Origin of the sequence: Achromobacter sp. K91 (assembly GCF_003576205.1) — a bacterium.
Taxonomy (GTDB): Bacteria; Pseudomonadota; Gammaproteobacteria; order Burkholderiales; family Burkholderiaceae_B; genus Achromobacter; species Achromobacter aegrifaciens.
The window spans coordinates 26,148-51,741 of sequence record NZ_QWFB01000048.1 but is presented as its reverse complement, the minus strand read 5'-3'; the positions used below and the strand labels follow the sequence as shown (position 1 = coordinate 51,741).

Sequence of the window (25,594 nt, the reverse complement as noted above, 5' to 3'; positions counted from 1 at the left end):
CCCGCGCCTGCATCACGCGGTGAACGTGATGGTTTGCGCTTGGGCGTGTATGCGCCTCTGCACGGCGGCGAGCTGGGTCTTCATCTTGACCCAATCGACGCCAAGCATCTTCCCGTTGCGCTTGCGCGCCCGGCCGGCGACCCAGACGCTGTCGATGTCCGCCAAGGAAGCAAAATTCGCGACGCGGTCGGCCAGGCTGCCCTGCATCGCAAACCCGATACGGTCCGTGGCCAGCAGCACCAGGTCCGCGCGCTTGCCGACGCTGATGCTGCCCGTCACGTCGCCCGCCCGAACCGCGCGCGCGCCCAGCGAGGTTGCGAACTCCAATGCGTCCTGCGACCTGTACTGCCGCACGATCTCGCGTCCTTCCGGCTCCAGGAAAAGACTGAGGAATGCGCCGCGCACATGTTCGAAAAAGTCCTGCTGCACCACCAGCGCGCCGTCGATCCCGATGCCCGTCGCCACGCCGGCCTGGCGCGCCCGCCCATGGGAAGAGGCCATCATGTGGGGCGACAGCATGTAGGGAAACTCGCCGACCACCGTGGCGCACAGCATGCCGCCCGTGTCTCGCAACAGGCCCAGTTCCTCGGCCGTCAAGCGGTTGCCATGGGCGATGTGATAGTCCGGCCCCAACAATCCGGCGTCGTACAGGTCCTGGATGCCCGACCCGCGATGACCGATGACGCCCGGCGCCTTGGGCGACGCGGGCTTGTGCACGTGCGCCGCAAGCAAGCCGACGCCGCTGTCGCGGACCCGCGCCCATTCCTTCTTCACCTCCGCGACCGGCCGACCGATGGCATCCGAGGGCGCCAGGCCCAATTGCAGCGGCGCCGAGCTGTCGGAGAACACTTCCGAACGCAGTCGTTCCACGGTGCGCCAATTCTGTTCGGTGGTCGTGGTGAGGTCCGCCTGCACCCGCGCCATGGAGATCGTCGACCCGGGGCCGAACGCCAGCGTACGGCCGAGCTGGAACGCGAACCAGCCGTTCACGCCCGAATCGCGGATGCCGCGCGCAGCAGCCAGCGCCGTTTCCTCGGAAGGCTGGCCATGCGCGTAGTCCAGCACCGTCGTCACGCCCGAGTCGATAGCCTGCAGGCCGCCGATCAGCTCAACCAGATAGTTGTCTTCCGCGGTCATGCAGGCCATGGTCCTGCGCTGCCATCCCAGGTAGGCGCGCGAGTACCCTGTGGGGTCCATCTTGACCAGACGTCCGGCGTCGACGCATTGCCAAAGGTGGCGATGTCCGTCGATCATGCCCGGCATCAGGATTTTCCCGCTGGCATCTATCACTTCCGCGTCGCCCGCGGAAAGATTCCTGCCTATCGCGGCAATGCGGCCCTTGTCGATCAACACGTCCCCGCCTGCCATCTCCTTATGCTGAGGGTCCATGGTCAACAGGTCCGCATTGCGGATCAGGATCCGGGATGCGCCCGATGCGGCTGAAACGCCAGAGGACGTATCCCGGGCGGGCTCCCGCGCGAATGCGCTGCCTCCCGCCGAGGCGGCCGCCACCCCTCCCAGGGACAGGCGCAGGAAGGACTTCCTGCTCATCTTGACTGCCTCCAGCGACTCCAGCAAAGCGCCTGTTCTTTTCTGTGCCACGCCCCTCTCCCTCGTTATAATCAGCCGCAATATTGACATCGCCAGGTCCCGTGATTAAAGGGTCGCGCCAGAAATAAACGGTTTCGTTGCGGGAAAGAATATGAATCGCCTGGTGGCAATGAGCGTCTTCTGCAAGGTCGTCGAACACGGAAGCTTCACGGTCGCCGCAACGCGCTTGAACATGTCCACCGCCTCGGTGAGCAAGAACGTGTCCGCGCTGGAAGACCACATAGGAACGCCGCTGCTTGCGCGTACCACGCGCCGCATCGTTCTGACCGATGCGGGCAAGACCTACTACGACAAATGCTCCCGCATCCTCGAGGATGTCGAAGAGGCCGAACGCACTGCGGGCCAGGTGCAGACCACGCCGCGCGGCCTTCTGAAGGTGCGCGCGCCGATCTCCTTCGGCAGCGCGAATCTGGGCCGCCTGATCACGGAATTCACCACCAGCTTTCCCGAGGTCACCGTCGAGATGACACTGAACGACCGGTATCTCGATCCCGCGGAAGAAGGCGTTGACGTCGCCTTGTACATCGGCGCCACGCCCAAGCATTTCGCGGCAGGCGCCCAGGCCATCGCCACCCTGCCCAGGATGCTGGTCGCCGCGCCGCACTATCTTGAACGGCAAGGCGCCCCCCGCGAAATCCAGGATCTCGCCGGCCACCAATGCCTGGTCTATACGCGCGGTGCCAGCCCCAGCGAATGGCGCTTTGCGCGCAACAGTGTGGAACAGACCGTGCATGTCAGCGGCTCCCTGCGCTGCAACAACAGCCAGACCCTGCACGACGCCGCGCTGAGCGGCGCCGGCATCGGACTGCTGCCGGCATTTCTCGTTGGTCAGGACCTGGCTAGCGGCCGCCTCACGCCCCTGTTGCCGGATTGGCAGCCCGCCGAACGAAACCTCTATGCCGTGTACCCGCAGCCGCGGCGCTCGTCGCCCAAGGTGCGCGAGTTCGTCAACCTGTTGGCCAGCAATCTGGACCTGGGATCGGCTTGCTCGACCTAGCTTGCGGGTTATGCTGCCGGGGCGCCCGCCTCCTGCGGGTTCCTACTATCAGGAGACTTGCCCACATGAATTGGCCGCTACGCGCTTGCACCATGGCCGCGATCATCCTGTGCACTTCCACGGCGGTTTCGGCCCCTGCCCCTGCCAATCAGGCCGAATGGACCACGGGCGCGATGCGCAAGCTGCAAAGCCATCTGGAAATGCCCAAAGAGGCATACGAACTGGACGGTCCGCTCAGCCTGCGCCTGCGCCTCACCGTGCTGCGGGACGGCAAGATCGACGCGGTGGACCTGGCCAGTTCCTCCGGCTATGTCGCCATCGACAAGGCCGCGATCCGCATGGTCCGGCGCGCCAGTCCCCTGCCCGCGTTCACCACCGACATGCAGGCCGACAGGGAAATCCTGATGCTGCCGGTGCGGTTCCAGATGATCGAGGAACCCGCCAACGACGCTGAGCGCCGCTATGCCGACCGGACGCGCGGATTCGGCGTAGCCGTGCCCGCGGCATATCGGATCGTGAAGCATGGAAAGTCCGACGAATTCGACGTGCTGGTCGAGATCGTCCGCGCCAACGACGCGCCGCAAGCCGCGGACGCGGCCGACTACCTTTGCGGCGTCGGCTTCAGCACGCCGCGCAAATCGCTGAAGACGCATCCCGGCGCCGAAGCGCCGCTCTCCGCCGCCGAGCGCATGGCTGCGGCCGAGGCGATCCTGGCCGCGCAGGGCGAATCGCCTGAGCAGCGCAGCGGCTTCGAGCTGCAAGGCGCACGCGGCGTCGACTATGTCGCGCCCGCGGGCGCCCGGCCGGATGGCACCCGCCTGCGGGAATACAACGCGCTGGTGGATACGCCAGCGCTGCGCGTAGCCATGCGCTGCACCGTGACTAGCGAGGACATGCCGGCAGCCTTGCCCGCGTTCCGCAAGATACGGGACGGCATCAGCCTGGGCGGGCATACGGCTGCACCGGCCGCGCGCTAATCCAACATTTCGAAGTACGGCGCCATGCGCTCGCGCGACCTGAGAATGTGGTCGCGCATGGCATCCTGAGCGCCATCGGCATCACGCTCGCTCAGCGCCCGCACGATGCGTGCATGCTCGGTCACGGCTTCTTCCGTGACCCTCGAGTGGAAGCGCAGTCGGAACAGATGGGTATGCGCGTACAGCCGGGCCAGCGCTTCGGCAAGCAGTTCATTGCCGCTCTGCTCCGCGATCCAGGAGTGGAACTGCGCGTCCAGCACGGCGAATTTTCCATAGGCCACGCGCGCATCATCGGCGCTCGGGGCGCTCATTGCCGCAGACAGCGCCGCCAGTTCCTGCAGTGACGCGTCCGTCATGCGTTGCGCCGCCAGCCCGGCACCGAATGGCTCCAGCTGCAAGCGCAGTTCGTACATCTGCTCGAAACGCCTGCGCGTAGGCATGGGCGCCGCGCTGTATCCCACGTGATGCGTCTTGACGACCAGCCCTTCGGTTTCAAGCCGGATCAGCGCGGCGCGTATCGGCGTTTGCGATACGCCTAGCTCACGCACCAGCGCATCGACCGCGATGCGCATGCCGGGCGCGATCTTCAGGGAAATGAGCTGCGACAGCAGCGTTTCATAGACCTCGTCGCCCAACGACCGCACGCGCTCGCCCAGGCGCTGGCCGGCCGCGGGCATGGTCGAGGGTACGGCTGCGGAACCGCGAGAGAGTGTCGTCATGGTTGTTTCACCCGATTTGCCAACTATGTGTTGACCTCCAATTTGTTACGAGGTTAGCATAAATCAGATCGTATTTCAGATCCGATCGGATTTAACAACTTAACGACACTATGACGACAACGATAAAAATGGGGGAGGCAAGGCAGGTTTGCATCCGCGCGCTGGAACTGGCCGGAGCCCCGACCGACCACGCTGCGACGCAGACCGACCTGCTGCTTGAAGCCGAATTGCGCGGGCGCGCGTCCCACGGCCTGCTACGCCTGCCGCGCATCATCGAACGCATCCACAACGGCGTGGCCGACCCGAAAACCCGCGGCACGGCCGTCTGGCGCTCCCCAGCTTTCCTGGACATGGATGGCGAACGCGGCCTGGGGCCGGTGATCGCGCTGGCGGCCCTGGAGCAGATCCGCGAACGCGCCCGCGAGACCGGAATCGCCATCGCCGCCGTCAGCAACAACAACCATATCGGCATGCTGGCGCTCTACGCGGAAAGCGCGGCGCGCGAAGGCCAGATCCTTTTGGCCCTGTCGACCAGCGAAGCCCTGGTCCATCCCTGGGGCGGCCGTCAAGCCCTGATCGGCACCAACCCGATCGCTATCGGCGTACCCACCGCGGACGAACCGTTCGTGCTGGACATGGCCACCAGCCAGGTCGCCATGGGCAAGATCCACGACTACGCCAACCATGGCCGGCCACTCGAGCCGGGCTGGGCGCTCGACGGCGCCGGCAACCCCACCACGGATGCCGAAGCTGCCAAAGCGGGCGCTCTGGCCCCCTTCGGTGAAGCCAAGGGTTACGCGCTGGGCCTGGCGTTCGAAGTGCTGGTCGCCAGCCTGACGGCATCCGCGCTGGGCAACGCCGTCAAGGGCACGCTGGATTCCCGCGAGATATGCAACAAGGGCGACGTCTTCATCGCGATCGAGGCCGGGTCGGGCGGGATTGCCAGCCGCGTCACGAGCTACCTGGATGACATCCGCGCCTGCCCTGCCCTGCTGCCCGGGCGGCCCGTCGCGGTGCCAGGCGATCGGGCGCGCACCGAACGCCGCCTGCGGCTGGATGCAGGCATCGAACTGGCCGACGAGGTCTGGCGCCGCATCCTCGACCTGGCGCAATGCGCCGCCTGAATTTCCCCAGACACCCTTTCAAGGATCCACAATGAATGAATTGTTTGGAATCATGCGCGCACCGCGCGCCGTGCTGTTCGGCAACGGCCAGCGCCTTGCGCTGGGCCGCGTCGCAGCCGCCCTGGGCCAGCGCGCGCTGATCTGCACCGACGAGCGCTTCGCCGCCACGGCGGAAATGTCCGAACTGCTGGCCACGCTGGAAAGCGCCGGCGTGCGCGTCCAGGTGTACGACCGCACCCAGCCGGACCTGCCCGTCGAGGGCGTCTACGAATGCGTGGCAGCGCACGGCGCGTTCCAGCCAGAGGTAATCGTCGGACTGGGTGGCGGCAGTTGCCTGGACATGGCCAAGCTCGTCAGCCTGCTGCTGACGCATGGCGGGAAGGCCTCCGATTACTACGGTGAATACAAGGTGCCAGGCCCGGTGCTACCCGTGATCGCGCTGCCCACCACATCGGGCACGGGCTCCGAGGTCACGCCAGTCGCCGTGCTGGCCGATAGCGCCCGCGATCTGAAAGTAGGCGTCTCCAGTCCGCACCTGATTCCCCACACCGCCATCTGCGATCCTGAACTGACGCTGACCTGCCCCAAGGGACTGACCGCCATCGCCGGCGCCGACGCCTTGACCCATGCCATCGAGGCCCTGACCGCGGTCCGTCGCAGTCCGGATGCCGACATCGCGCAGACCCGCGTATTCGTTGGCAAGAACGCCTTCAGCGACCAGCAGGCGCTGATTGCCATCCGCGCGCTCGCGTCCTATCTGCCCCGCGCCGTCGACGACGGCTCCGACCTTCATGCCAGGGGCCAGGTCATGGCCGCGGCGCTTGCCGCTGGCCTGGCCTTCGGCGTGGCGGGCACCGCGGCGGCCCACGCCATCCAGTACCCGATCGGCGCGCTGACGCACACGGCGCACGGCGCAGGCGTGGCGACCCTGATGCCCTATGTCATGGATTTCAACGCAACGGCCTGCAGCGCGGACTATGCGGCCATCTCTATGGCGATGGGGGACACGGAAACCGATCCCGCGCGCCTCGCCGCCCGCGCGCCGCGCCATGTCTACGACCTGTTCTCGCGCATCGGCATCCCTGCAACGCTGGCTGGACTGGGCGTGCGCGCCGACCAGCTCGAATGGATCGCCGCGCAGTCCATGCTGGCCGCGCGCCTGGTCACGAACAATCCGCGACCGCTGGACCAGGACGGCATCGCCGCCATCGTGGCCGCCGCCTACGCGGGACGCGGCTCGTTTCGCGCATCTTGATAACCCGCCTTCCACCCACATCCGGAGCTGACGCATGACCATCGAGGCCAACAAGCTGTCTACAGACCTTTACATCGACGGCGCCTGGCGCGCCTCCACCTCGGGCCGTCGCATCGACGTGTACGACCCGTCGACCGAACAGGTAATCGCCAGCGTGGCGGACGCCACGCTCGAAGACGCCGCCGCGGCCGTGGACGCAGCGGCGCGCGCTGCCGCAGGCTGGGCAGCTACACCCGCGCGCCAGCGCGGCGAAATCCTGCGCAAGTGCTATGAACTGATGGTCCGCGACGCCGACCATCTGGCACATCTGATTTCCCAGGAGAACGGCAAGGCGTTGACGGACGCGCGCGGCGAGGTCGCCTACGCCGCCGAGTTCTTCCGATGGTTTTCCGAGGAGGCGGTGCGCATCAATGGCGACATCAGCGTATCGCCCGGCGGCGCCAGCCGCATCATCGTGCAGTACCAGCCCATAGGCATCGCCCTGCTGGTCACCCCGTGGAACTTCCCCGCGGCCATGGCAACCCGCAAGATCGCGCCCGCGCTGGCCGCCGGCTGCACCTGCATCCTCAAACCCGCGACCGAGACCCCCTTGACCGCTTACGCCGTCATGCGCCTGCTGGAAGAAGCCGGCGTGCCTGCGGGCGTGGTCAACGTACTGACGACCTCCTCGGCTGGCAAGTTCGCCAACGCGGTGCTGGATGATCCGCGCGTGCGCAAGCTCTCCTTCACCGGTTCAACGGAAGTGGGCCGCGTGCTGCTGCGCAAGGCGGCGGATTCCGTCATCAGCTGCTCGATGGAGCTGGGCGGCAATGCGCCGTTCCTGGTCTTCGACGACGCGGACATCGATGCCGCCGTCGAAGGCGCCATGATCGCCAAGATGCGCAACGGCGGCGAAGCCTGCACGGCGGCCAATCGCTTCTACGTGCAGCGCGGCGCAGTCGAGGAATTCAGCGCCCGCTTCGCCGCGCGCATGGCCGCGCTGAAGACCGGCGACGGCGTCGATCCCAGCACCCAATGCGGCCCCTTGGTCAATGCGGGCGCGGTGGACAAGGTGGCATCGCTGGTGGCCGACGCCGTCGCCAAGGGTGCGCGGATCAAGGCCGGCGGCAAGCGGCTGGACCGCGCCGGGCACTTCTACGAGCCCACCGTGCTGGTGGATGTGCCCGCCGACGCCGACCTGCTTGCCGAGGAAATCTTCGGTCCCGTGGCGCCCATCGTGGCGTTCGATACCGAGGACGAAGCCGTGGCCTTGGCCAACGCCACGGAGTATGGGCTGGTCGCATACGTCTATACCCGCGACCTGGCGCGCGGACTGCGCGTATCCGAACGCATCGAAAGCGGCATGATCGCCCTGAACCGCGGCCTGGTATCCGATCCCGCGGCGCCTTTCGGCGGCGTCAAGCAAAGCGGCCTGGGCCGCGAAGGCGCGCACCATGGGCTGCTTGAGTTCATGGAAGCCAAGTACATATCCACCAATTGGTAAGCCCTGACGGCCGCGTCCCGGGCGCGGCCGTCCCTCTGATTGCAAAACCCTCACGAGGAGACAGCCACACATGGCTAAGTATGAAATTGCGACCATCGACGGCGATGGCATCGGTCCGGAGGTCTGCCAATCGGCGATCACCGTACTGAAGGAAGCCTGCGGCGCCGACCTGCTCTCATTCAGCAGCTACGACGGCGGCGCCGACCACTACGTCAGGTCGGGCCAGGTTTTGCCCGACGACACCTACGCAGCCTGCAAGGCGGCTGACGCCATCCTGCACGGCGCGGCCGGCATGCCGGGCGTGACCTACCCCGACGGCACCGAAGTCGGAAACGACCTGCATCTGCGCCTGCGTTTCCGGCTGGACCTGTACGCCAACGTGCGCCCGATCCGCTTGTACCAGGGCGTCGATTCGCCGCTCAAGAATTTCAAGCCGGGACAGATCGACTACGTCATCGTGCGCGAAAACACCGAAGGCCTGTACGCCAGCCGCGGCGGCGGAATCGTGCTGCGCGATGAAGTGGCGACCGACACCATCGTCGTCACCCGCAAGGGCATCGAACGCGTCGCCCGCTTTTCCTTTGAGCTGGCGCGCCAGCGCAACGGCGCGCCGCGTGACGGCAAGCGCCGCGTCACGGTGTGCGACAAGGCCAACATCCTGCGCACCTACGCCTTCTTCCGCGCGGTCTGCGATGACGTGGCCGCCAGCTATCCCGACGTCGAAATCGATTACGCCTATGCCGACGCCATCACAGTGCACATGCTCAAGCGGCCGGATTTCTATGACGTGATCGTGGCGGAAAACATGTTTGGCGACATCATTTCCGACCTGGGCGCCGCCACGATAGGCGGCATGGGCCTGTCGGCGTCTGCAGAACTGGGCGACACCCACGGGCTCTTCCAGGGCGCGCACGGATCCGCGCCCGACATAGCCGGCCAGAACGCCGCCAGTCCGCTGGCCACCATTCTGTCGGGCGCGCTCATGCTGCGCTGGCTGGGCGACAAGCATGCCGATGCCGCGCTCTCCGATTCCGCGCAACGCATCGAGCGCGCGGTCGAACAGGTGCTCGCCAAAGGCGACCACGTGCCACGCGACCTGGGCGGCACGGCAAGCTGCACCGACATGACCCAGGCCGTCTGCCGCGCGTTGTCGCGCTGACGGCAAGGCCCCCCACCTAGAAAAGAAAATACGAGGAGACACCCCATGCTACGCATCACCCCCTTCCTGTGCGCCGCCCTGACCGCGGCAGCCTTTGCCGCTCCGGCCGCCGCCCAGGACTATCCCAGCCGCGCCATCACGGTCATCGTGCCCTTCGCGCCCGGCGGCACCAGCGACACGCTGGGCCGCCTGGTGGCCACTTCGCTGTCCAAGCAATTGGGCCAGACGGTGGTCGTCGAAAACTCAGGCGGGGCCGGCGGCCTCATCGGCATGCAGAAGCTGCAGAAGAGCGCACCGGACGGCTACACCCTGGCCTTCAACAACATGTCGCTGGCGATCCTGCCGCATCTGCATCCCAAGGCCAACTACGATCCGCAAAAAGAATTGGCTCCCATCGGCATCGTCGCGACCGTGCCCATGGTGCTGTCGGTCAGCAACAAGAGCGGCATCCAGGATCTGCCCGCCATGCTCAAGCGCATCCGCGACGTGAACGCCGTCAAGCTCAACCTGGGCTCAAGCGGGCCGGGCAGCACGGCGCACCTGGCCGAGGCCATGTTTCTGCACTTCGCCGACGCACGCGGCGAACTCATTCCCTATCGCGGCACAGGTCCCGCGCTGACCGACCTGATGAGCGGCATGATCGACGGGGTCATCGACCAGACCGTGACCATGCTGCCCCTGCATCAGGACAAGCGCGTCAAAGCCATTGCCGTGACCGGAACCGCGCGCCTGGCGCAAAGTCCGGACATCCCCACCTTTGCCGAGGGCGGACTGCCTGAGTTCGATCTGGCCATCTGGAATGGCCTGGTGGCGCCGGCTGGCACGCCGCAGCCTGTGGTCGAAAAACTGGCCGCCGCCCTGTCGCAGGCAATAGACACCCCAGAGTTCAAGACTCGTCTGGAACAATTGGCGGCGCAAGCGCCTGCCGCACAGGAACGCGGCCCCATCGCATTCTCCGATCTGCTCAAGCGCGACTCGCAACGCGTATCGTCGCTGGTCAAGAGCGCGAACCTGCTCGGCGCCAATTGAACGCCGCGGGCGGCCTCAGTCAGCGCCCATGCCAATACCGCCGCCCGCGTTCACGCTCAGCCCACACATGCAGACCCCCAGCGCCTGAAGTCGCCATCACCGCGCCATCGCGGTCGCTGCGCCAAAACGCCGCGCCCGCGCGCGTCCACCGCAGTTCCACCGCGCGGGCCGGATGGCGAAAACGGTTCAAATGGCCCACCTGTGCGATCGCATGGCCGGCTGCGGACGCGTCCACCAAGTCCCTGCCCGAGGACGATGCCGAACCGTGATGCGGCGCCATCACCACGTCGACTCGGGGCAATACCCGGGCCAGCGCATTTTCCTGAGCCACGCCCACATCGCCCGTCAGCAGCAGCGCATGCGATGTCCCCTGCACCAGCAGCACGCAGCTATCGGCATTGCGGCCCTGCCCGTTCCTGCCGCCGGCATCCGCGGGGTTCAGGAAGGTGAATGTCACGCCGTCCACCTCCCAGCTCATGCCGCGCCGGCAACGCCCCACATCGGCGGGCAACGGCGGCGTGGCGCTGCCGGCCTGCGGCCACATCCGGATATCGCGGCGCAGGAACGCAGCGAGATCGAACGATGCGTAGCTGCGCCCTGCCGGAACCGCCGCCAGCACCGCGCGCAATCCGCCCACGTGGTCCAGGTCGGCATGCGACAGGACCAACACGTCCAACCGCCGGATACCCCGCGCCAGCAGGAACGGCGCGACGACGCGTTCGCCCGCGTCGCTGCCGCCGTAATGGCGCGGCCCCGCGTCAAACAGCAAGGCCTGGCTGGCCGTCTCTACCAGGATGGCGCTACCCTGCCCCACATCCATCGCGCTCATGCGCCAATATCCTTGCTCGGGCCGGTCGGGCCGCCAAAACAGCAACGGCAGCATGCAGAGCCATCCCAGATGCCTGCCCGGCCATCCGCGCACCTGCAGCGCCCAGACCATGCCCGCCAAGGCCAGCAGCAGCCAGGGCCACGACGCCGCCGCAACCGGAACGCTGGCCCAGGACGCGTTGCCCACCCAGGACACCGGCGCCATGATCAGGTCGAACGCCTGCAGGCCCCATAGCCCGGCCAACTCGGCCAGCCCCTGCGCCTCCGGCAAAACCGACAAGGCGGCACACGCCAAAGCCAGCGGCGTCACGACGAAGGTCACGACGGGAATCGCCACCGCATTGGCAAACGGCGATCCCAACGACACCTGATGCACCAGGTAGGCCAGCAAGGGCGTCAGGCCCACGGTCACCATCAGCTGCAGGCGCACCGCTTGCGCCAGCCTGGCCGAGCAGCGCGGGCGCCAGCCGGCTTCGCGGTCGACCGGCGCATCTGCGATGCGCAACAGCACCGCCACCGCGCCGAACGACAGCCAGAATCCCGGCGACACCGGCGCCCATGGATCCAACGCCACGACCCCCGCAGCCGCGCATGCCAGCACCCGGCCGCCCGACAGCGGCAGACGCGACACCGCGGCCGCCAGCACCACCGACAGCATGAAGAACGTGCGGCGCGCCGGCACGCCCCAGCCCGCCAGCAGGCAATACAGCAGTGCGACCAGCGCGGCCGCCGCCCCGCCCGCCACGCGCGCGGGCACGTGCTCGGCCAGCCCCGCGCCGCGCCAGCGCCCTCGCCGCCACAACGCCGCCACCAACAGCCCGGCGATGCCCGCTATCGAGGTCACATGCATGCCGCTGATCGACACCAGATGCGTGATGCCGCTGCGGTTGAACAGCAGCCAGTCCTCGCGCGCGACGCCGGCCTGATCGCCGATGGCCAGGGCGACCATCACTGGCGCATAGCGATGTTCCCCCAAGGCCGCGCGCAAACCCTCCCGCACGCTGTGGCGCGCCCGCTCTATCGCGATGCCCGGCGTCGCCCAGGGCCTGTCCGCCAGCAGCCTGGGCTGTCCGCGCACCGTAGCCACCGCCCGTATCCCTTGCGCGAACAGGCGCCCTTCCACATCCGGCCCCGCTGGATTCAACAAGCCGTGCGGACGCCGCAACACCAGCGCCATGCGCCAGACCTGGCCGGGCTTGATTTCGGGAATCAGCGCCTGCGGGCCGGGCGGCGCCTGCCACGAGACCTGAATGCGCGAGGGAATGCCGGGTGGCGCAGGCTCATCCAGTTCGGCCAGAAAGCGTTGGCCGCGCTCGTCGCCATCCGGCAGGCTGGCCACGCGCAGCGCCAGGCGCGACACGGCGTCCTGATGCTTATCCGACAGCGCATCGTCCAACCTGGCTTGGGCTTGCAGACTGGCGTTCAGCGATCCCGCACACACGCCCAGCATCAAGGCGGCAAGCTGGCGCGCCGGACCAGGCCGCGAGCGCAGGCAGGCAACCAGCCCAAGCAGGCAAGCCCCTGCCAGCCACCATGCGGCGCCTGCGCCGGGCAGCCGCGGGGACACCTGGACCAGTCCCGCGCCAGCCACGAACGCGACGCAGAAAATTCGGCCAGTGATAGCGATCTCCCAAAACCGGGGAGCGTAGGCGCATGCATTGCCGCATGGGCATGGGAGTGACCGGATTTGCCCACCTCGGCTGGGCGCAAGCGCAGCCAGGGTGCCGCCGCACGCGATATTTCCTGTATTGTTTCGGTGCTCGGCAAAATGCTTCACTCATTAATGAGATAAGTCCATGGCCCCTCCAGAAACGATCCCAGCCGCCTCGCCCTCGTTCCCGGCGACTGAGCTGACCAACGCTTTCGTCGCTTTCCTGTTTTCCGCGTCCGCGCCGGTAGCGATCATCCTGAGCGCGGGCGTGAAAGGGGGACTCAGCCAGGCCACCCTCGCCTCCTGGATCTTTGCGGCCTTCGTGCTCAACGGCATCCTTACCATCGTGATGTCCGCCATTTACCGGCAGCCGCTCGCCTTCCTGTGGACCATCCCGGGCGCGGTGCTGGTCGCCAGCGCCCTGCAACACCTGCCCTTTGCCGAGGTCGTCGGCGCCTATTTGCTGACCGCCGCGCTGATGCTGGTACTGGGGCTGACCGGCTGGGTCGGCGCCATCATGGACCGCATCCCCATGCCCATCGTCATGGGGATGGTCGCGGGCGTTTTTCTGAGCTTCGCGCTGGACTGGATCCGATCATTCGCCTCCGATCCGTGGCTGGCTGGCGCCATGACCGCGACCTTCTTCGCGGTCTCGTTGTTCCCCGCGGTGCAAAAGCGGCTCTCGCCCATCATCGGCGCGCTCATCGCCGGCGTATGCACGCTGGCGTTCACGGGCAGGACGCCCGCGCTGGAACATGTGACGTTCGCGACCTCGCTGGCAAGCCCGCAGTTCTACGCCCCGGTATTCTCTTGGGGCGCCGCGTTCGAACTGGTGTTGCCGCTGGCCGTGACCGTGATCGCGGTGCAGAACGCGCAAGGCATTGCCGTGCTGCGCAACTCGCTGCACCGCCCGCCGGTCAACGCCATCACCAATGCCTGTGGCGTGTTCTCGGCGCTGACCGCCTGCCTGGGCTGCGTCTCCACCTGTCTGGCCGGGCCGTCGAATGCCATCATCGCCTCCGGCGCCAACGCGTCGCGGCACTGGCTGGCCGCGGTCTTCCTCGGGGTGATGGTGATCGTGTTCGGGCTGTTCTCCCCGCTGGTCACGCAGGCGCTGCTGGCCACGCCCGCGGCCTTTGTCGCCACGCTGGCGGGACTGGCGCTCTTGCGCATCCTGCAAGGCGCATTCCACACCGCGTTCCGCCAGCACTTCACGCTGGGCGCCCTGGTTGCCTTCCTGGTGACGCTGGGCGGCCTGCCGCTGCTGGGCATCGGCGCGCCCTTCTGGGGCGTGGTGTTCGGCGTGGCGACCAGCTTCATCCTGGAGCGCGGGGACTTTGCGAAGCAGTCGGCGGCTTGAGATCGCCTGCGCAACAGCGCCCCTCAATCAATTCGGTTCTTCATCAGGACGATAGCTTCTCCGACCAGTTTTCCCTTGAGGAAACGTTGGTTCTTCGCGATGTTGCCATCGGCCGTCAGCTGATACCCGGTGACGAAGACCGACTGGCTGACGTTGCCCCCTATGGCCAACGCAACCTCGGTGCCTACCGCCACGATGATGTCGGAATGGCTGGGAGCTTCCGGATTCTTTGAGGCTGCGAGATATTGATCGAACGTGTAGGGCTTGTCCCGCCAACTGCCGACGATGTCGCCGACCTGCGGCTTTTCTTCCGTTATGCGTACGCCCCAAAACGGCGCTGACCGGTCCTCGCTCGCCCGCTTCTTGATGGCATCCCACATATAGGCCGCGTGACCGACGGACCGCTTGAATGCCTGGAATTCAGGGATGGTCTTCGCCGCATTGCTCACCATGAGGGAAATGGCGACGGCCGACCAGGGATAGCCGGTGTCCTTTCCGGTCAGATTCCTTTTCAGCGCCTTCCACATCTCGTGGATGTAAGTGCTATAGGGTTCGACGGTCTCCTTTCCCCGCCCTTTGTCGAATCGTAGCCACTGTTCCACTGCCGCTGCCACGAGCGCCTCGCGAGCCGGAGTATCGAGTGGCCGCAGCGTTGGCTGCTTGGCAGTGGGGGCCCACTTGAATTTCGAATCCGCCAGGCCATCGACCGAATAGCCTTCGACGGTCAAGCCGCCCATTTTCGTCCGAACATGGTGCCACCCCGCGGGTGCGCCTCCCAGATCCTCCACCTCCTGGCCCAGGGTCATGCTACCGATAGGCGTGTTGTTCTCGGTACTGGGAATGGACCGCAGGTTGACGGCTTCGACACTGACGAAACGCTTCATGAGACGCTCCCCGATCTGCTCGGACATTGGCTGCGTGACCCGACAGTACGCGATAACGTTCCGACAAGCCCTCCTCCGGTCGCATGAGAGGCGCAGCCGCAGATACCATCCGCACAAGATATGGGGATGCCGGAATTCCGAGAGTCTCCCCAAATGCCATAAGCACATCACTTAGTTGGAAATTGCGAATCGGTCGTTTGGCCGGGCGGTCATCTCCCGTACTGTGACCTGTCCGCGCCGGCCTTGCCGAATCCGCAAGGCGCCGCGTCCGTTTCACTCTCGGAGACCCGCATGAACGACCGGCTGCACCGTACCCAGGCTTCCCGCTCCGCCGCAATCAAGGCGAAGCTGGACTATCCCGTGATCGATACCGACGTACACGTCAACGACTACGCGCCCGTGCTGGAGGACTACATCCAGCACTATGGCGGCTCCAAGCTGGTGGACGTGCTGCGCAAGACGCAGGGCTCGCGCTTTGCCACCAAGTCCCAGGGCAAGGACTGGTACCAGCAGACCCCGGAAGAACGGCAGCGCAACCGCACGCTGCGCTCGCCCTGGTGGGCGCGCGTCACGCGCAATACCCTGGACCTGGCGACCGTCACGCTGCCCGAGCTGCTGTACGAGCGCCTGGAGGAACAGGGTTCGGACTACTCCATCCTGTTCCCCAACGACGTGCTGGCGCCGCTGGGCGCTGGCGACGAGTACCGTCAGCCGCTGCATCGCGCCATCAACCACTTCCATGCTGACCAGTACCGCAAGTACAGCGACCGCCTGACGCCCGTGGCGGGCATTCCGCTGAATACGCCGCAGGAAGCCATCGAGGAACTCGAATTCGCGGTCAAGACGCTGGGATTGAAGGTGGCCAATATCCCCGGCGGCGTGCGGCGGCCGATCAAGGCCATCGCCGACAAGTATCCGCCCGCTGAATTCCCGGAGATCGCGCGCCATGCGTCCTACGTGGATTTCTTCGGCCTGGACAGCGAGTACGACTACGATCCGTTCTGGGCCAAGGCGGTGGAGCTGGGCGTGCCGCTGGCCACCCACTACGGCAGCCAGGGCTGGACCGGGCGCCACTCCATCAGCAACTACATGTTCAACCATATCGGCCACTTCGCCGACGGTTCCCAGGCCTTCGCCAAGGCGCTCTTCTTCGGCGGCGTGACGCGGCGCTTTCCGAACCTGCGCGTGGCCTTGCTGGAAGGCGGCGCGGACTGGGGCGCGCACGTATACGCGCACCTGGTGGACCGCTGGGAAAAGCGCAATCGCAACGCCGTGCAGCAGTACAACCCGGCCAACGCGGACGTGGAGCTGCTGGCCGACCTGTTCGAACGCTATGGCGCCAGCCTGCTCAACGGACGCGAGCTCAACAAGGACACCTTGCTGCGCGACAGCCTGGGCATCTCGGCGCTGCACCACAGCCGCGAACCGCAAGGCGATGAACTCGACGACTTCGCCGCGGCCGGCATCGAGAGCGTCGAGGATATCCGCAAACGCTGGGTCGACAGCTTCTACTTCGGATCGGAGGCCGACGACCGGACCATAGGCGCGGCCTTCAACGACCGCGCCAATCCCCTGAACACCAAGCTCAACGCGATCTGGTCGTCCGACGTCGGCCATTGGGATGTGCCGGACCTGACCGAGCCGCTGGCCGAAAGCTGGGACCTGGTGGAAGACGGCGTGATCTCCGCGGCCGATTTCAAGGCCCTGGTGTTCGACAACCCCTACCGCTTCTACACCCAGGCGAACCCCGAGTTCTTCAAGGGCACGCGCATCGAGCAGAAGCTGCAGGCGCACGCAGAAAAGCGCGCGGCCTGACCTTATCGCATACCTGCAATCCCGCCCGCCGGCACATGCCGGCGGGCGCCTGGCCCTGTCCGCGGCCGGCGCTTGCCCGCCCGGACCTGTCTTTCATCATCGATATACGGAACAACCATGCGCACCCTGCCATCCCCCCTCAGCCTGATCTCACGCCTGATGCTGGGCGCTGCCTTGTGCGCTGTCAGCCTCGCCTCCCTGGCCGCGCCCGACGTGGTCCGCATCGGCGTGGCGACCGCCGGCGGCGGCGACCCCATCACCTGGGGCGGCTCGCCAGGCGGCGTGGCGCGCGCCAACAACTGGCTGGAAGAGGCCTTCAAAGGCACCGGCACCGAAGTGCAATGGTTGTTCTTCAAGGGCGCGGGCCCCGCGGTCAACGAAGCGCTCTCGAACAAGCAGATCGATTTCGCCTACCAGGGCGACCTGCCGTCGGTGGTAGGCCGCTCCAACGGGCTGAAGACCCGCATCCTGCTGGGCAGCGGCGTGCGCAACAACCTGTACGTCTCCACGCCCAAGGACTCCGCGCTGCAATCGCTGGAAGACCTGAAGGACCGCAAGGTCTCGATCTTCCGCGGCACCAACGGCCATCTGGTCGCCATCAACGTGCTGGCCTCGCGCCAGCTGACCGAACGCGACATCAAGGGTGTAAACCTCGACACCGGCAGCGCGCAGGCGGCGCTGGTCTCCAACGGCGTGGATGCGGCGTTCGGCGGCTATGAGTACTTCAAGCTGCGCGACCAAGGGCTGGCGCGCATCATCTACTCAACCAAGGGTCAGGACCCCTCGTTCACGCGCCAGGCATCCCTGCTGGTGCGCGAGGATTTCGAAAAGGAGAACCCCGAAGCCGTGCAACGCGTGGTCGACGTGTTCGTGCGTGCGGCGCAATGGTCTTCGGACGAGCAGAACCGGGACGCGCTCTTCAAGATCTGGGCGCGCAGCGGCACGCCTTACGCGTCCTGGCAGGCGGAGTTCGACGGCGAAGTGCTGGCCGTGCGCAATTCGCCGCTGCTGGACGAGTTCCTCGCAGCGCGCTACCAGGCCGTGGCGGACGACGCGCTGAAACTGAAGCTGATCCGCCGTCCCGTGAGCGTAGATGGCTGGTTCGAACCCCGCTACCTCAATGCCGCGCTGCAAAAGGCAAATCTTGCCGCCCGCTGGACCGCGTTCAATGCGCAAGGCCAGCCTGCCGCCAGCGAGCGCCAGGCCAGCGCCGCCGCCGCGCGATAAGGAGCCGCCATGTCCGGGAACACACTGAGCGCCCCGCTTGCGTCCGCGCACCGTGGCGCTCGCCTGGCGCCTGCCGCGCTGCTGCGCAACGCCGGCAGCCGCTTGCTGCCCTGGCTGCTGCCGCTGGCGCTGCTCGCGCTTTGGCAGCTGGGCGCGTCGCAGGGTTGGATCTCGCCGCAGGTGCTGCCCTCGCCCCACTTCGTCTGGCTTACCTTGCAGGACCTCTACAGCAGCGGCGACCTCTGGCTGAATGTGCAGGCCAGCATGCAGCGCGTGCTGGTGGGTTTCGCAGCCGGCAGCGTGCTGGGCCTGGCGCTGGGCGCCGCGATGGGATTGTGGCGTCCGCTGGAAGCCTACATCCTGCCCACCTTCAACGCGCTGGTGCAGATCCCGGTCCTGGCGTGGCTGCCCTTCGTGCTGCTGCTGGTGGGCATAGGCGAGCCATTGAAGTACATCCTGATCGCCAAGGCCGCGCTGGTGCCGGTAACGCTGAACACCTTGCAGGGATTCCGGCAAACGCCCGCCAGCCTGCTGGAAGTGGCCCGCGTCTACGGCTACACGCGCCGTCAGCAGGTGCTGGAAGTCGTGCTGCCCCACGCCCTGCCCACGCTCTTCACCGGCCTGCGGCTGGGCTTCACCAAGGCCTGGCTGTCGCTGGTGGTGGTGGAGCTGGTCGCGTCCAGCGAAGGTCTGGGCTACCTGATTGTCTACGGCCGGCAGCTGTTCCAGCTGGACCTGGTGATGGCGGCGGTGATCGTGGTGGGCGCCATCGGCTACGCCATCGACAAGCTGCTGGACCTGGCCGAAGCCCGCGCGGGCGGCGGCCAGGCTGCCACCCGCCTGGGCGCGGCATCCACGGGAGCCCGGGCATGAGCGCGGCGTCCATCTCCACGCTTCCCGTGGTCCGACGCGGAGGCGCCTGGTTGCGCGCGCGCTGGCGCGGCCTGGTGCTGCCCGCCGCCGCCATCCTGGCCTGGTGGGCGCTGGCGCGGCTGGACTGGGTATCCACGCCGCTGCTGGTGTCGCCGGGCAAGGTGCTGGAGACGGCGGCCAGCCAGATCTCCTCAGGCCGTCTATGGCGCGCGCTGAGCGCCAGCCTGGCTCGGGAATTCACCGGATTCGCGATAGGCACCGCGCTCGGCCTGATACTGGGTGCGCTGCTGGGCCTGCTGCCCTTGTTCAACCGCATCGTGGGTCCCAGCTTCAACACTTTCAAGCAGATCTCGCTGTTTGCCTGGATCCCGCTGATCTCGGTCTGGTTCGGCCTGGGCGACGTCGCCAAAGTGACGTTCCTGTCGCTTGCCGCCCTGGTGCCCGTGGTCGTCAATACCTGCGACGGCATACGCAGCACCCCCACGGCGCTGCTGGAAGTGGCCCGCGTGTTCGGCTATTCGCGCTGGCAGACGCTGCTGCATGTGGTCCTGCCAGCGGCCGCGCCTTCGATCTTCACCGGGGTATACCTGGCGCTGATCTACTCCTGGCTGGCGACGATAGGCGCGGAGTATCTGCTGGTGGCCGGCCACGGCATTGGCAACACCTTGATCGAAGGCAGCGAACACTTCCAGATGGACCTGGTGATCTTCGGCATGTTCGTGATCGGCCTGGTGGGCTGGTCCATGAACGCCTTGGCCCGCGCGCTGGAGCGCAGGCTGGCGCGGCACCGCTACGGCGCCGCCTGATGGAGCAGGAAAGGAATGACGAGCATCTTCGGCAAGGAATTGAACATTCGCGGCGTGGGCAAGCGCTATGCCGGCCCGGGCGACGGCGCAGAAGCGCTGCAGGTCCTGCAGGACATCAACCTCGACGTGCCCGCCGGGCATTTCGTCAGCATCGTGGGCGCCAGCGGCTGCGGCAAGTCCACGCTGCTGCGCCTGATCCTGGGGCTGGACGGCGAGTACTCCGGCCAGATCCTGCTGGACGGCGCCCCGGTGCGCGGCGCAGGCCTGGACCGCGGCATCGTATTCCAGGACCATCGCCTGTTTCCGTGGCTGAACGTGGAACGCAACATCGCGGCGGCGCTGCGCAACGCGCCGCTTTCGAAGGCAGAAAAGCACGAGCTGGTGGCCGAGCACATCGCGCTGGTCGGCTTGCAGGGTTTCGAGAAGTCCTACCCGCATCAGATCTCGGGCGGCATGGCGCAGCGCGTGGCGATCGCGCGCGGCCTGGTCAACCGTCCGCGCGTGCTGCTGCTGGATGAGCCGCTGGGCGCCCTGGACGCGTTGACGCGGTCCCGCCTGCAGAACGAGTTGCAGCGCATCTGGCAGCAGGAGCAGATCACCATGGTGCTGGTCACCCACGATGTGGAGGAAGCCGTGTTCCTGGGCGACCGCGTGGTGGTGATGCAGCCGCGCCCGGGGCGCATCCGCCGCATCGTCGACGTCGATCTGCCGCATCCGCGCAACCGCAGCGATCCGCGCTTCATCCGCCTGCGCGACGACGTGCTGAGCGATTTTCTCGATCCGGACGGGCGCGTGACCCGCCATGAAGAACAGCCGCCGCCTGGCGGCCTGGCGGCGACAGTGGGAGCATTGCCCGCGTTGGGACGCTTGCGCATGGCCTGGTAGCTGCTTGCGCACAAAAGCAAGCCGGCGGCACGCGCCCCCGGCTTGGTTGGTTCAGGCGTCAGCCGCTCAATCGATCGACGCGCCCGCCACCTTCACGACCTTCCCCAGCCGCGCATACTCTTCCGCGCCGAACTCCGCCAGCGCCTGGCGCGACGTGGGCGCAGGAATCGCGCCCCGAGACTCCAGCATCTTGCGGACTTCCGGCTGTTGCAGCGCGCGGTTGACCGCCGCGTTGAGCTTGTCCAGCACGGCGGCCGGCGTGCCCTTGGGCGCGTACAGGCCGTCCCAGGCAAAGAACTCATAGCCCTTCAGGCCCGCTTCGCTGATCGTGGGAATGTCCGGATTGGAGGCCACGCGGTCCGGCGTCGTCACGCCCAGCGCCCGCAGCTTGCCCGCCGCGATCTGGCCCGACACGTTGGGCATCACGTCGATCATGAACGAGATACGCCCGCCCAGCAGATCGGTCATGGCCGCGCCGCCGCCCTTGTAGGGAATGTGCATGACCTTGGTGCCGGCCATCTGGTTCAACAATTCACAGGCCAGGTGCGAGGACGTGCCATTGCCGGCGGAACCGCAGGTCAGTTCGCCCGGATTAGCCTTGGCGTAGGCCAGCAGCTGCGGCAGGGTCTTGAAGCGCTCGTCCGTGGCATTGACCACCAGCGCCGCCGCAATGACGGTAAAGCGCGAAATCGGCTCGAAGTCCGACGGCGCATAGCCCGGCGACTTGTACAGCCAGTGATTGGTGGCCTGGGTGCCGTTGGTGCCGTATGACAGCGTATAGCCGTCGGGCTTGGCGCGCGCCGCGATCGAGGTGCCGATATTGCCGCCCGCGCCGGGGCGGTTCTCGACGATGATCGACTGCCCGAGTTCGCGCGACAGCGGCTCCGCGACCAGGCGCGCCAGCGTGTCGCCGCCGCCGCCGGCCGCGAACGGCACCACCAGCGTGATCGGATGGTTCGGCCAGTCGGCCTGCTGCGCCTGGGCGCCGGACACGACGGCGGCACATGCGGCCGCCAGCATGCAATGCAAGATTCTTGAGGGTTTCACGGTTTGTCTCCTGAGGTATTTACGGTACGCGTCCGCTGCTTTTTGAATGGTCCGGACGCGTGGGTTGGTATCGATTCGAGGCCCGTCATTCGGGCGGAAGATGACGGCGGCTGCTCTTGTCGGCCAGCCGCCAGCCGGCGTCCGTCTCCACCAGCACGTCCTGGCATTCGCGGATGGCCACCAGGCGCGGCGCGCCACCCTGTTCATGGGGCACGCTTTCGTAGGCGGTCAGGAAGTAGCCGACGGTGGCGCGCGCGCCGGCCAGCTCGACCAGCCGCAGATTGGTGATGACATGGCAGGTGCTGCGCTCGGGCGCGCGGGCATTCAGGGCTTGCAGGACTTCCTGGCGGCCGGCAAGCCGGCGTCCCTGCCGTTGCCAGACGCCGTCCTCGGCCATCAGCGCGGCCGCGGCCTCGTGACGCCGCGTGTCCAGGGCGTGGAAGAACTCCAGCACCACGGATTCGCAGGCCGTCTTGGCCAGCATGGGCAAAATCGGGTTTTCCATTGCAATCCTCATCCGATCTGGGCGCTGGCCAGCGGCACGTCGGGCCGCTCGAGCAACGCCGGGTCCAGGGCCGCACGCTGCGCGATCCATTTGCGCAGCTGGCGGAAATCGCGCGCCGCATCCACCGATACGCCAGCCACGGCGCGGCCGCTGGCGTCCAGCGCCACCGACAGCAAGGCGCGCTCCCCTGCCTGCGGCCGCAGCACTTCGCTGCGGGCCAGGCCCGGGAATCCGACGATCTGCACCATGGCGTCGTATTGCTCCGACCAGACGGCGCCGGTCGGCGCATAAGGTTCGCCCAGGCCCAAGGCTGTCAGCGCGGCTGCCGTGCCCTGGTCCTGCGCGTTCTGCCACGATTCCATGCGCGCATGGCCGTCCTCGGCCGTCAGCACCGCGACGTCCCCTGCCGCATAGACGTCCGGGGCAGAGGTCCTGCAGTACTCGTCGACCAGCACGCCGCGTTCGCAGGCCAGGCCGGCATCACGCGCCAATTCGTCATTGGCCCGCAGGCCCACGCCCAGCACGATGGCGTCCGCATCCAGACGCGTGCCGTCGGCAAGTTCCGCCACGGGGCGGCCGTCCGCCTGCGCCAGCACCGCGCGCAGGCCGGTGTTCAAGCGCAAGTCCACGCCATGGGCGGCATGCAGCGCGGCCAGGTGCGCCGACACCGCAGGCTGCACGCTGCGGGCGCACAACCGCGCCCCCTGCTCCAGCACGGTCACGGCGCTGCCGGACTGGCGCGCCGTCGCCGCCACTTCCAGCCCGATCCAGCCGCCCCCGACCACGACCAGGCGGCTGCCCGGGCCGAGGCTGGCGCGCAGGCGCAGCGCGTCGTCGCGGGTGCGCAGCACGTGCACGCCGGGACCGTTTACGCCGGGCAGCGCGGGGACTACCGGCCTGCCGCCCATGCACAGGATCAGCTTGTCGTAGGCGATGCTGCCGCCGTCCGAGGTATCCACCTGCCTGTCGGCCACGCGCAGCCGCGTCGCCGCCACGCCCGGCTGGAACTCGATGCGCAGCGCCGCCAGCCGCTCGGCCGAAAACAGCTCGGTGCTTTCGGGCACGGCCTGGCCGCCCAGCACCGCCTTGCTCAAAGGCGGGCGTTCGTAAGGCGCGTGGGGCTCATCGCCCAGCAGCACGATGCGGCCTTCGTAGCCGCGTTCGCGCAAGGTCGTCGCGGCCCAGCCGCCGGCCTGACCCGCGCCGACCACCACGATGGCGCCGGAGTTCATGCGGCTTCCGCCTTCAGGTAGACCGTGCCCGACTCCACCCGCACCTCGTAGCGGCGCAGGTCCGTCGTGACCGGCGGGCATTGCGGCTTGCCGGTGCGGATGTCGAAGACGCCCTGGTGCAGCGGACACTCGATGGTGCCGTCTTCCAGGTAGCCGTCGGCCAGGCTGGCGTTGCCGTGCGGACAGCGGTCCTGCGTGGCGCAGATATCGCCCTGCAGGTTGTAGAGGCAGACGCCCTCGCCTTCATGCACCACGCGCAGGGTGCCGGTGTCGGGGGAAATGTCCGACACCATCGCCACGGGTTTCCAGGTATCCATGCTCACAACCCCATCGCCTTGCGGTAGTAATCGTAGAAGGAGCGGATCAGCACCTCGGTCACCATGTAGTCGGCGGGCTCGGTATCGCGGCCGCCCATCTCGATGATGCCGCGCTCTTCCGGATAGCCGGTGACGCCGATCTGCACCTGGTTCAGCATTTCGCTGTCGTCCATCGACACGAAGCCGGCCGGACCCAGCAGGTTGGCGTGCTTCAGGCGCAGGCGGGTCATCTCCTCGTCGTCGTCTTCGTAGCCGTAATAGGTGAACACCAGTTCGTGCTCGGTCGGGCTGCGCGGAATGACGTGGCGGGTCTTGAGCGAGTTGGCCTGGATGCCGAACTGCGCGGCCGGGAACACCCACGCGCCGCCGACGCGGCCGCGGTTGAACTCGGCGCGCGGCGTCACGGTTTCCAGGTCCAGCAATTCGAGGTCGTCGCGGAAACGGCTCATTTCCGTGGTGGCCTCGGTCTTCTTCTTGCCCTCGTTGTGCGACACCATCACGCTGTGCGCGCCGCCGCCGGTGGGGATGCATTCGGACTTGGAGTCCGCGCGCCACAGGCCGAAGGTGATGTAGAAGGTGTGCAGCAGCGTGGCGTGGTACGGATCCTTCAGGTTCTCCAGGTACATCTTCCAGTTGCTGGGGATCAGCTGGCGGCTGTAGCCCAGCAGCTTGAGCGGCTTGCCCGGCAGCATGTGGTCGATTTCCGCCAGAACTTCCGGACCGCAATAGTCCTCGAAGCTGGGCGCGTCCTCGGCGAAGGTGGCCCAGATCGAGCCGCCGCGATTCACGCTGCGCAGCTTGCGGATACCGTTCTGCTTGGGATCGAAGTCGCGCGGCATGCCGCCCTTGCCCATGGCGCCCCGGCGAAACGGCACGCCCTGCAGATTGCCGTTCAGGTCATAGTTCCACTGGTGGTACGGGCAGGTGAAGTCCTCGACCTTGCCGGTGTTCTGCCAGCAGATCTGCGCGCCGCGGTGCGCGCAGCGGTTTTCCAACACGTTGATCTCGCCTTCCGCGTTGCGGACCATGACCACGGGGCGGTCGCCGATCCAGTTGCGCTTGTAGCAGCCAACCTCGGGCACTTCGCACTCCAGGCCCACGTAGTTCCAGGTCTTGCCTCCGAAGAAAACGTCCATCTCCTTCTTGAAGATGGCGGGATCGGTGTAGACCCAGTTGGGGATGCGCGTATAGCCTTCCTTGGGCCAGCGGCGCTCGATATGGATGGGAGCCGCCGCCGGAGCCTCTGGCGCGGTGCTGTGGGTACAGGTCATGATGGGTATCCTCGGGGCGGATTCAGATGGGAACGATGAGCGAAGTGCGCACACGGTAGTTGTCGTACACGCAATCGCGGCGGCTGAAGGCCAGGCCCTCGGGCGTTACGCGCACCACGTCCAGATAGCGGCCCACCATGTTCAAGGTGGGCTCGCGGTCGGACAGCGACTCCATCACGGCGAAGTTGGCCTGCGCCACGATGTGGTCGCCCTGCACTTCCAGCACGCGCACGCCGCTGATGAAGTGACGCAGCGAACGCGGCTCGAACATGGTGGTTTCGCGCAAGGCCGTAACGCGGTCACGCACCATGTTCTTGTTCATGCAATAGATCAGGCCCAGGGGCAGGCCGGCGTCATGGTTCTCTCGCGACAGCACCCGGTAATGGCAGTCTTCGGTGAAAAATGCAGGCCAGTCCTCCAGCCGGTCTTCGTCCAGGCAGTAGGCGTAATCGTCATAGAAGTCCCGCAGGCGCGCGCGCAGCGACGGGGTATCGGAAAGCTCGGTCATGGTCATTGCGGATCCAGATATCGGTTCTAGG

General features: G+C 66.9%; 23 protein-coding genes. 13 read left to right on the top strand and 10 right to left on the bottom strand.

Annotation, left to right across the window (positions count from 1 at the left end; translation table 11 throughout):
- Positions 1-12 precede the first annotated feature (12 nt).
- Entirely contained in the window at positions 13-1,551 is a 1,539-nt protein-coding gene (locus tag DXK93_RS23280) for an amidohydrolase family protein (RefSeq protein ID WP_233564595.1), read from the bottom strand.
- Between the two features lie 151 nt (positions 1,552-1,702).
- Here DXK93_RS23280 and DXK93_RS23275 point away from each other — a divergent pair, with 151 nt between their 5' ends.
- Together DXK93_RS23275 and DXK93_RS23270 are read left to right on the top strand one after the other, a co-directional pair.
- On the top strand, positions 1,703-2,608 hold the full coding sequence (locus DXK93_RS23275) for a LysR family transcriptional regulator (protein ID WP_119451256.1): 906 nt from the start codon (positions 1,703-1,705) through the stop codon (positions 2,606-2,608).
- Positions 2,609-2,673: 65 nt separating this feature from the next.
- Positions 2,674-3,585, top strand: a complete 912-nt coding sequence (locus tag DXK93_RS23270; RefSeq protein ID WP_119451255.1) for a TonB family protein — start codon at positions 2,674-2,676, stop codon at positions 3,583-3,585.
- Here the strand turns inward: DXK93_RS23270 and DXK93_RS23265 are convergent.
- Positions 3,582-4,304 carry a GntR family transcriptional regulator gene (locus tag DXK93_RS23265; protein WP_119451254.1) on the bottom strand — a complete coding sequence of 241 codons (723 nt, stop codon included), beginning with the start codon at positions 4,302-4,304 and terminating at the stop codon, positions 3,582-3,584. The genes DXK93_RS23270 and DXK93_RS23265 overlap by 4 nt on opposite strands.
- A 110-nt stretch (positions 4,305-4,414) precedes the next feature.
- Here DXK93_RS23265 and DXK93_RS23260 point away from each other — a divergent pair, with 110 nt between their 5' ends.
- From DXK93_RS23260 to DXK93_RS23240, 5 genes are all read left to right on the top strand, one after another.
- On the top strand, positions 4,415-5,428 hold the full coding sequence (locus DXK93_RS23260; RefSeq protein WP_225590309.1) for an Ldh family oxidoreductase: 1,014 nt from the start codon (positions 4,415-4,417) through the stop codon (positions 5,426-5,428).
- A gap of 31 nt (positions 5,429-5,459) precedes the next feature.
- Positions 5,460-6,683 carry an iron-containing alcohol dehydrogenase gene (locus DXK93_RS23255; protein WP_119451252.1) on the top strand — a complete coding sequence of 408 codons (1,224 nt, stop codon included), beginning with the start codon at positions 5,460-5,462 and terminating at the stop codon, positions 6,681-6,683.
- Positions 6,684-6,717: 34 nt separating this feature from the next.
- On the top strand, positions 6,718-8,166 hold the full coding sequence (locus DXK93_RS23250; RefSeq protein WP_119451251.1) for an NAD-dependent succinate-semialdehyde dehydrogenase: 1,449 nt from the start codon (positions 6,718-6,720) through the stop codon (positions 8,164-8,166).
- A gap of 70 nt (positions 8,167-8,236) precedes the next feature.
- Entirely contained in the window at positions 8,237-9,325 is a 1,089-nt protein-coding gene (locus DXK93_RS23245) for an isocitrate/isopropylmalate dehydrogenase family protein (protein ID WP_054456210.1), read from the top strand.
- Positions 9,326-9,370: 45 nt separating this feature from the next.
- The gene (locus DXK93_RS23240) at positions 9,371-10,354 is read left to right on the top strand and encodes a tripartite tricarboxylate transporter substrate binding protein (protein WP_119451250.1); all 984 of its coding nucleotides are present in this window, start codon (positions 9,371-9,373) and stop codon (positions 10,352-10,354) included.
- A gap of 19 nt (positions 10,355-10,373) precedes the next feature.
- Here DXK93_RS23240 and DXK93_RS23235 read toward each other — a convergent pair whose 3' ends face one another.
- Positions 10,374-12,749, bottom strand: a complete 2,376-nt coding sequence (locus DXK93_RS23235) for a DNA internalization-related competence protein ComEC/Rec2 (RefSeq protein WP_233564594.1) — start codon at positions 12,747-12,749, stop codon at positions 10,374-10,376.
- A gap of 229 nt (positions 12,750-12,978) precedes the next feature.
- On the opposite strand from DXK93_RS23235, the gene DXK93_RS23230 reads away from it, so the two are divergent.
- On the top strand, positions 12,979-14,193 hold the full coding sequence (locus DXK93_RS23230) for a benzoate/H(+) symporter BenE family transporter (protein ID WP_119451249.1): 1,215 nt from the start codon (positions 12,979-12,981) through the stop codon (positions 14,191-14,193).
- A 23-nt stretch (positions 14,194-14,216) separates the two neighbouring features.
- Here the strand turns inward: DXK93_RS23230 and DXK93_RS23225 are convergent, their stop codons facing one another.
- Complete coding sequence (locus DXK93_RS23225; protein WP_158598569.1) at positions 14,217-15,077, bottom strand: DUF2272 domain-containing protein; 861 nt, start codon at positions 15,075-15,077, stop codon at positions 14,217-14,219.
- A gap of 291 nt (positions 15,078-15,368) precedes the next feature.
- Between DXK93_RS23225 and DXK93_RS23220 the strand changes: the two genes are divergently transcribed.
- From DXK93_RS23220 to DXK93_RS23200, 5 genes are all read left to right on the top strand, one after another.
- Positions 15,369-16,892 carry an amidohydrolase family protein gene (locus DXK93_RS23220; RefSeq protein ID WP_054456203.1) on the top strand — a complete coding sequence of 508 codons (1,524 nt, stop codon included), beginning with the start codon at positions 15,369-15,371 and terminating at the stop codon, positions 16,890-16,892.
- Between the two features lie 117 nt (positions 16,893-17,009).
- On the top strand, positions 17,010-18,119 hold the full coding sequence (locus DXK93_RS23215; protein WP_119451247.1) for an ABC transporter substrate-binding protein: 1,110 nt from the start codon (positions 17,010-17,012) through the stop codon (positions 18,117-18,119).
- Positions 18,120-18,128: 9 nt separating this feature from the next.
- Positions 18,129-18,992, top strand: coding sequence for an ABC transporter permease (locus tag DXK93_RS23210; RefSeq protein WP_119451246.1), 864 nt, complete (start codon positions 18,129-18,131; stop codon positions 18,990-18,992).
- Positions 18,989-19,798 (top strand): ABC transporter permease, encoded by an 810-nt coding sequence (locus tag DXK93_RS23205; RefSeq protein ID WP_054456200.1) that lies wholly within the window; start codon positions 18,989-18,991, stop codon positions 19,796-19,798. The genes DXK93_RS23210 and DXK93_RS23205 overlap by 4 nt, the downstream gene beginning before the upstream one ends.
- Positions 19,799-19,813: 15 nt before the next feature.
- On the top strand, positions 19,814-20,683 hold the full coding sequence (locus DXK93_RS23200) for an ABC transporter ATP-binding protein (protein WP_054456198.1): 870 nt from the start codon (positions 19,814-19,816) through the stop codon (positions 20,681-20,683).
- Between the two features lie 66 nt (positions 20,684-20,749).
- Here DXK93_RS23200 and DXK93_RS23195 read toward each other — a convergent pair whose 3' ends face one another.
- The 6 genes from DXK93_RS23195 to DXK93_RS23170 all read right to left on the bottom strand — a co-directional run bounded on the left by DXK93_RS23195 (position 20,750) and on the right by DXK93_RS23170 (position 25,569).
- A complete protein-coding gene (locus tag DXK93_RS23195) occupies positions 20,750-21,703 on the bottom strand; it encodes a tripartite tricarboxylate transporter substrate binding protein (RefSeq protein ID WP_119451245.1) in 954 nt (317 codons plus the stop codon).
- A gap of 112 nt (positions 21,704-21,815) precedes the next feature.
- Positions 21,816-22,235 (bottom strand): nuclear transport factor 2 family protein, encoded by a 420-nt coding sequence (locus DXK93_RS23190; RefSeq protein ID WP_054456194.1) that lies wholly within the window; start codon positions 22,233-22,235, stop codon positions 21,816-21,818.
- Positions 22,236-22,243: 8 nt separating this feature from the next.
- Positions 22,244-23,467 carry an NAD(P)/FAD-dependent oxidoreductase gene (locus DXK93_RS23185; protein WP_119451244.1) on the bottom strand — a complete coding sequence of 408 codons (1,224 nt, stop codon included), beginning with the start codon at positions 23,465-23,467 and terminating at the stop codon, positions 22,244-22,246.
- Positions 23,464-23,784: a non-heme iron oxygenase ferredoxin subunit gene (locus DXK93_RS23180; protein WP_054456189.1), complete on the bottom strand. Its 321-nt coding sequence runs from the start codon at positions 23,782-23,784 to the stop codon at positions 23,464-23,466. Before DXK93_RS23180 ends, DXK93_RS23185 begins: the two co-directional genes overlap by 4 nt.
- A 2-nt stretch (positions 23,785-23,786) precedes the next feature.
- Positions 23,787-25,055 carry an aromatic ring-hydroxylating dioxygenase subunit alpha gene (locus DXK93_RS23175; RefSeq protein ID WP_054456187.1) on the bottom strand — a complete coding sequence of 423 codons (1,269 nt, stop codon included), beginning with the start codon at positions 25,053-25,055 and terminating at the stop codon, positions 23,787-23,789.
- Positions 25,056-25,077: 22 nt separating this feature from the next.
- The gene (locus DXK93_RS23170; protein WP_054456184.1) at positions 25,078-25,569 is read right to left on the bottom strand and encodes an aromatic-ring-hydroxylating dioxygenase subunit beta; all 492 of its coding nucleotides are present in this window, start codon (positions 25,567-25,569) and stop codon (positions 25,078-25,080) included.
- Between the last annotated feature and the right edge of the window lie 25 nt (positions 25,570-25,594).

Excerpts from the sequence above, each read along its gene's own strand:
- DXK93_RS23280 (WP_233564595.1), bottom strand. The coding sequence starts at position 1,551 with ATGAGCAGGAAGTCCTTCCTGCGCCTGTCCCTGGGAGGGGTGGCGGCC.
- DXK93_RS23275 (WP_119451256.1), top strand. The coding sequence starts at position 1,703 with ATGAATCGCCTGGTGGCAATGAGCGTCTTCTGCAAGGTCGTCGAACAC.
- DXK93_RS23270 (WP_119451255.1), top strand. The coding sequence starts at position 2,674 with ATGAATTGGCCGCTACGCGCTTGCACCATGGCCGCGATCATCCTGTGC.
- DXK93_RS23265 (WP_119451254.1), bottom strand. The coding sequence starts at position 4,304 with ATGACGACACTCTCTCGCGGTTCCGCAGCCGTACCCTCGACCATGCCC.
- DXK93_RS23260 (WP_225590309.1), top strand. The coding sequence starts at position 4,415 with ATGACGACAACGATAAAAATGGGGGAGGCAAGGCAGGTTTGCATCCGC.
- DXK93_RS23255 (WP_119451252.1), top strand. The coding sequence starts at position 5,460 with ATGAATGAATTGTTTGGAATCATGCGCGCACCGCGCGCCGTGCTGTTC.
- DXK93_RS23250 (WP_119451251.1), top strand. The coding sequence starts at position 6,718 with ATGACCATCGAGGCCAACAAGCTGTCTACAGACCTTTACATCGACGGC.
- DXK93_RS23245 (WP_054456210.1), top strand. The coding sequence starts at position 8,237 with ATGGCTAAGTATGAAATTGCGACCATCGACGGCGATGGCATCGGTCCG.
- DXK93_RS23240 (WP_119451250.1), top strand. The coding sequence starts at position 9,371 with ATGCTACGCATCACCCCCTTCCTGTGCGCCGCCCTGACCGCGGCAGCC.
- DXK93_RS23230 (WP_119451249.1), top strand. The coding sequence starts at position 12,979 with ATGGCCCCTCCAGAAACGATCCCAGCCGCCTCGCCCTCGTTCCCGGCG.
- DXK93_RS23225 (WP_158598569.1), bottom strand. The coding sequence starts at position 15,077 with ATGAAGCGTTTCGTCAGTGTCGAAGCCGTCAACCTGCGGTCCATTCCC.
- DXK93_RS23220 (WP_054456203.1), top strand. The coding sequence starts at position 15,369 with ATGAACGACCGGCTGCACCGTACCCAGGCTTCCCGCTCCGCCGCAATC.
- DXK93_RS23215 (WP_119451247.1), top strand. The coding sequence starts at position 17,010 with ATGCGCACCCTGCCATCCCCCCTCAGCCTGATCTCACGCCTGATGCTG.
- DXK93_RS23210 (WP_119451246.1), top strand. The coding sequence starts at position 18,129 with ATGTCCGGGAACACACTGAGCGCCCCGCTTGCGTCCGCGCACCGTGGC.
- DXK93_RS23205 (WP_054456200.1), top strand. The coding sequence starts at position 18,989 with ATGAGCGCGGCGTCCATCTCCACGCTTCCCGTGGTCCGACGCGGAGGC.
- DXK93_RS23200 (WP_054456198.1), top strand. The coding sequence starts at position 19,814 with ATGACGAGCATCTTCGGCAAGGAATTGAACATTCGCGGCGTGGGCAAG.
- DXK93_RS23195 (WP_119451245.1), bottom strand. The coding sequence starts at position 21,703 with ATGCTGGCGGCCGCATGTGCCGCCGTCGTGTCCGGCGCCCAGGCGCAG.
- DXK93_RS23190 (WP_054456194.1), bottom strand. The coding sequence starts at position 22,235 with ATGGAAAACCCGATTTTGCCCATGCTGGCCAAGACGGCCTGCGAATCC.
- DXK93_RS23185 (WP_119451244.1), bottom strand. The coding sequence starts at position 23,467 with ATGAACTCCGGCGCCATCGTGGTGGTCGGCGCGGGTCAGGCCGGCGGC.
- DXK93_RS23180 (WP_054456189.1), bottom strand. The coding sequence starts at position 23,784 with ATGGATACCTGGAAACCCGTGGCGATGGTGTCGGACATTTCCCCCGAC.
- DXK93_RS23175 (WP_054456187.1), bottom strand. The coding sequence starts at position 25,055 with ATGACCTGTACCCACAGCACCGCGCCAGAGGCTCCGGCGGCGGCTCCC.
- DXK93_RS23170 (WP_054456184.1), bottom strand. The coding sequence starts at position 25,569 with ATGACCATGACCGAGCTTTCCGATACCCCGTCGCTGCGCGCGCGCCTG.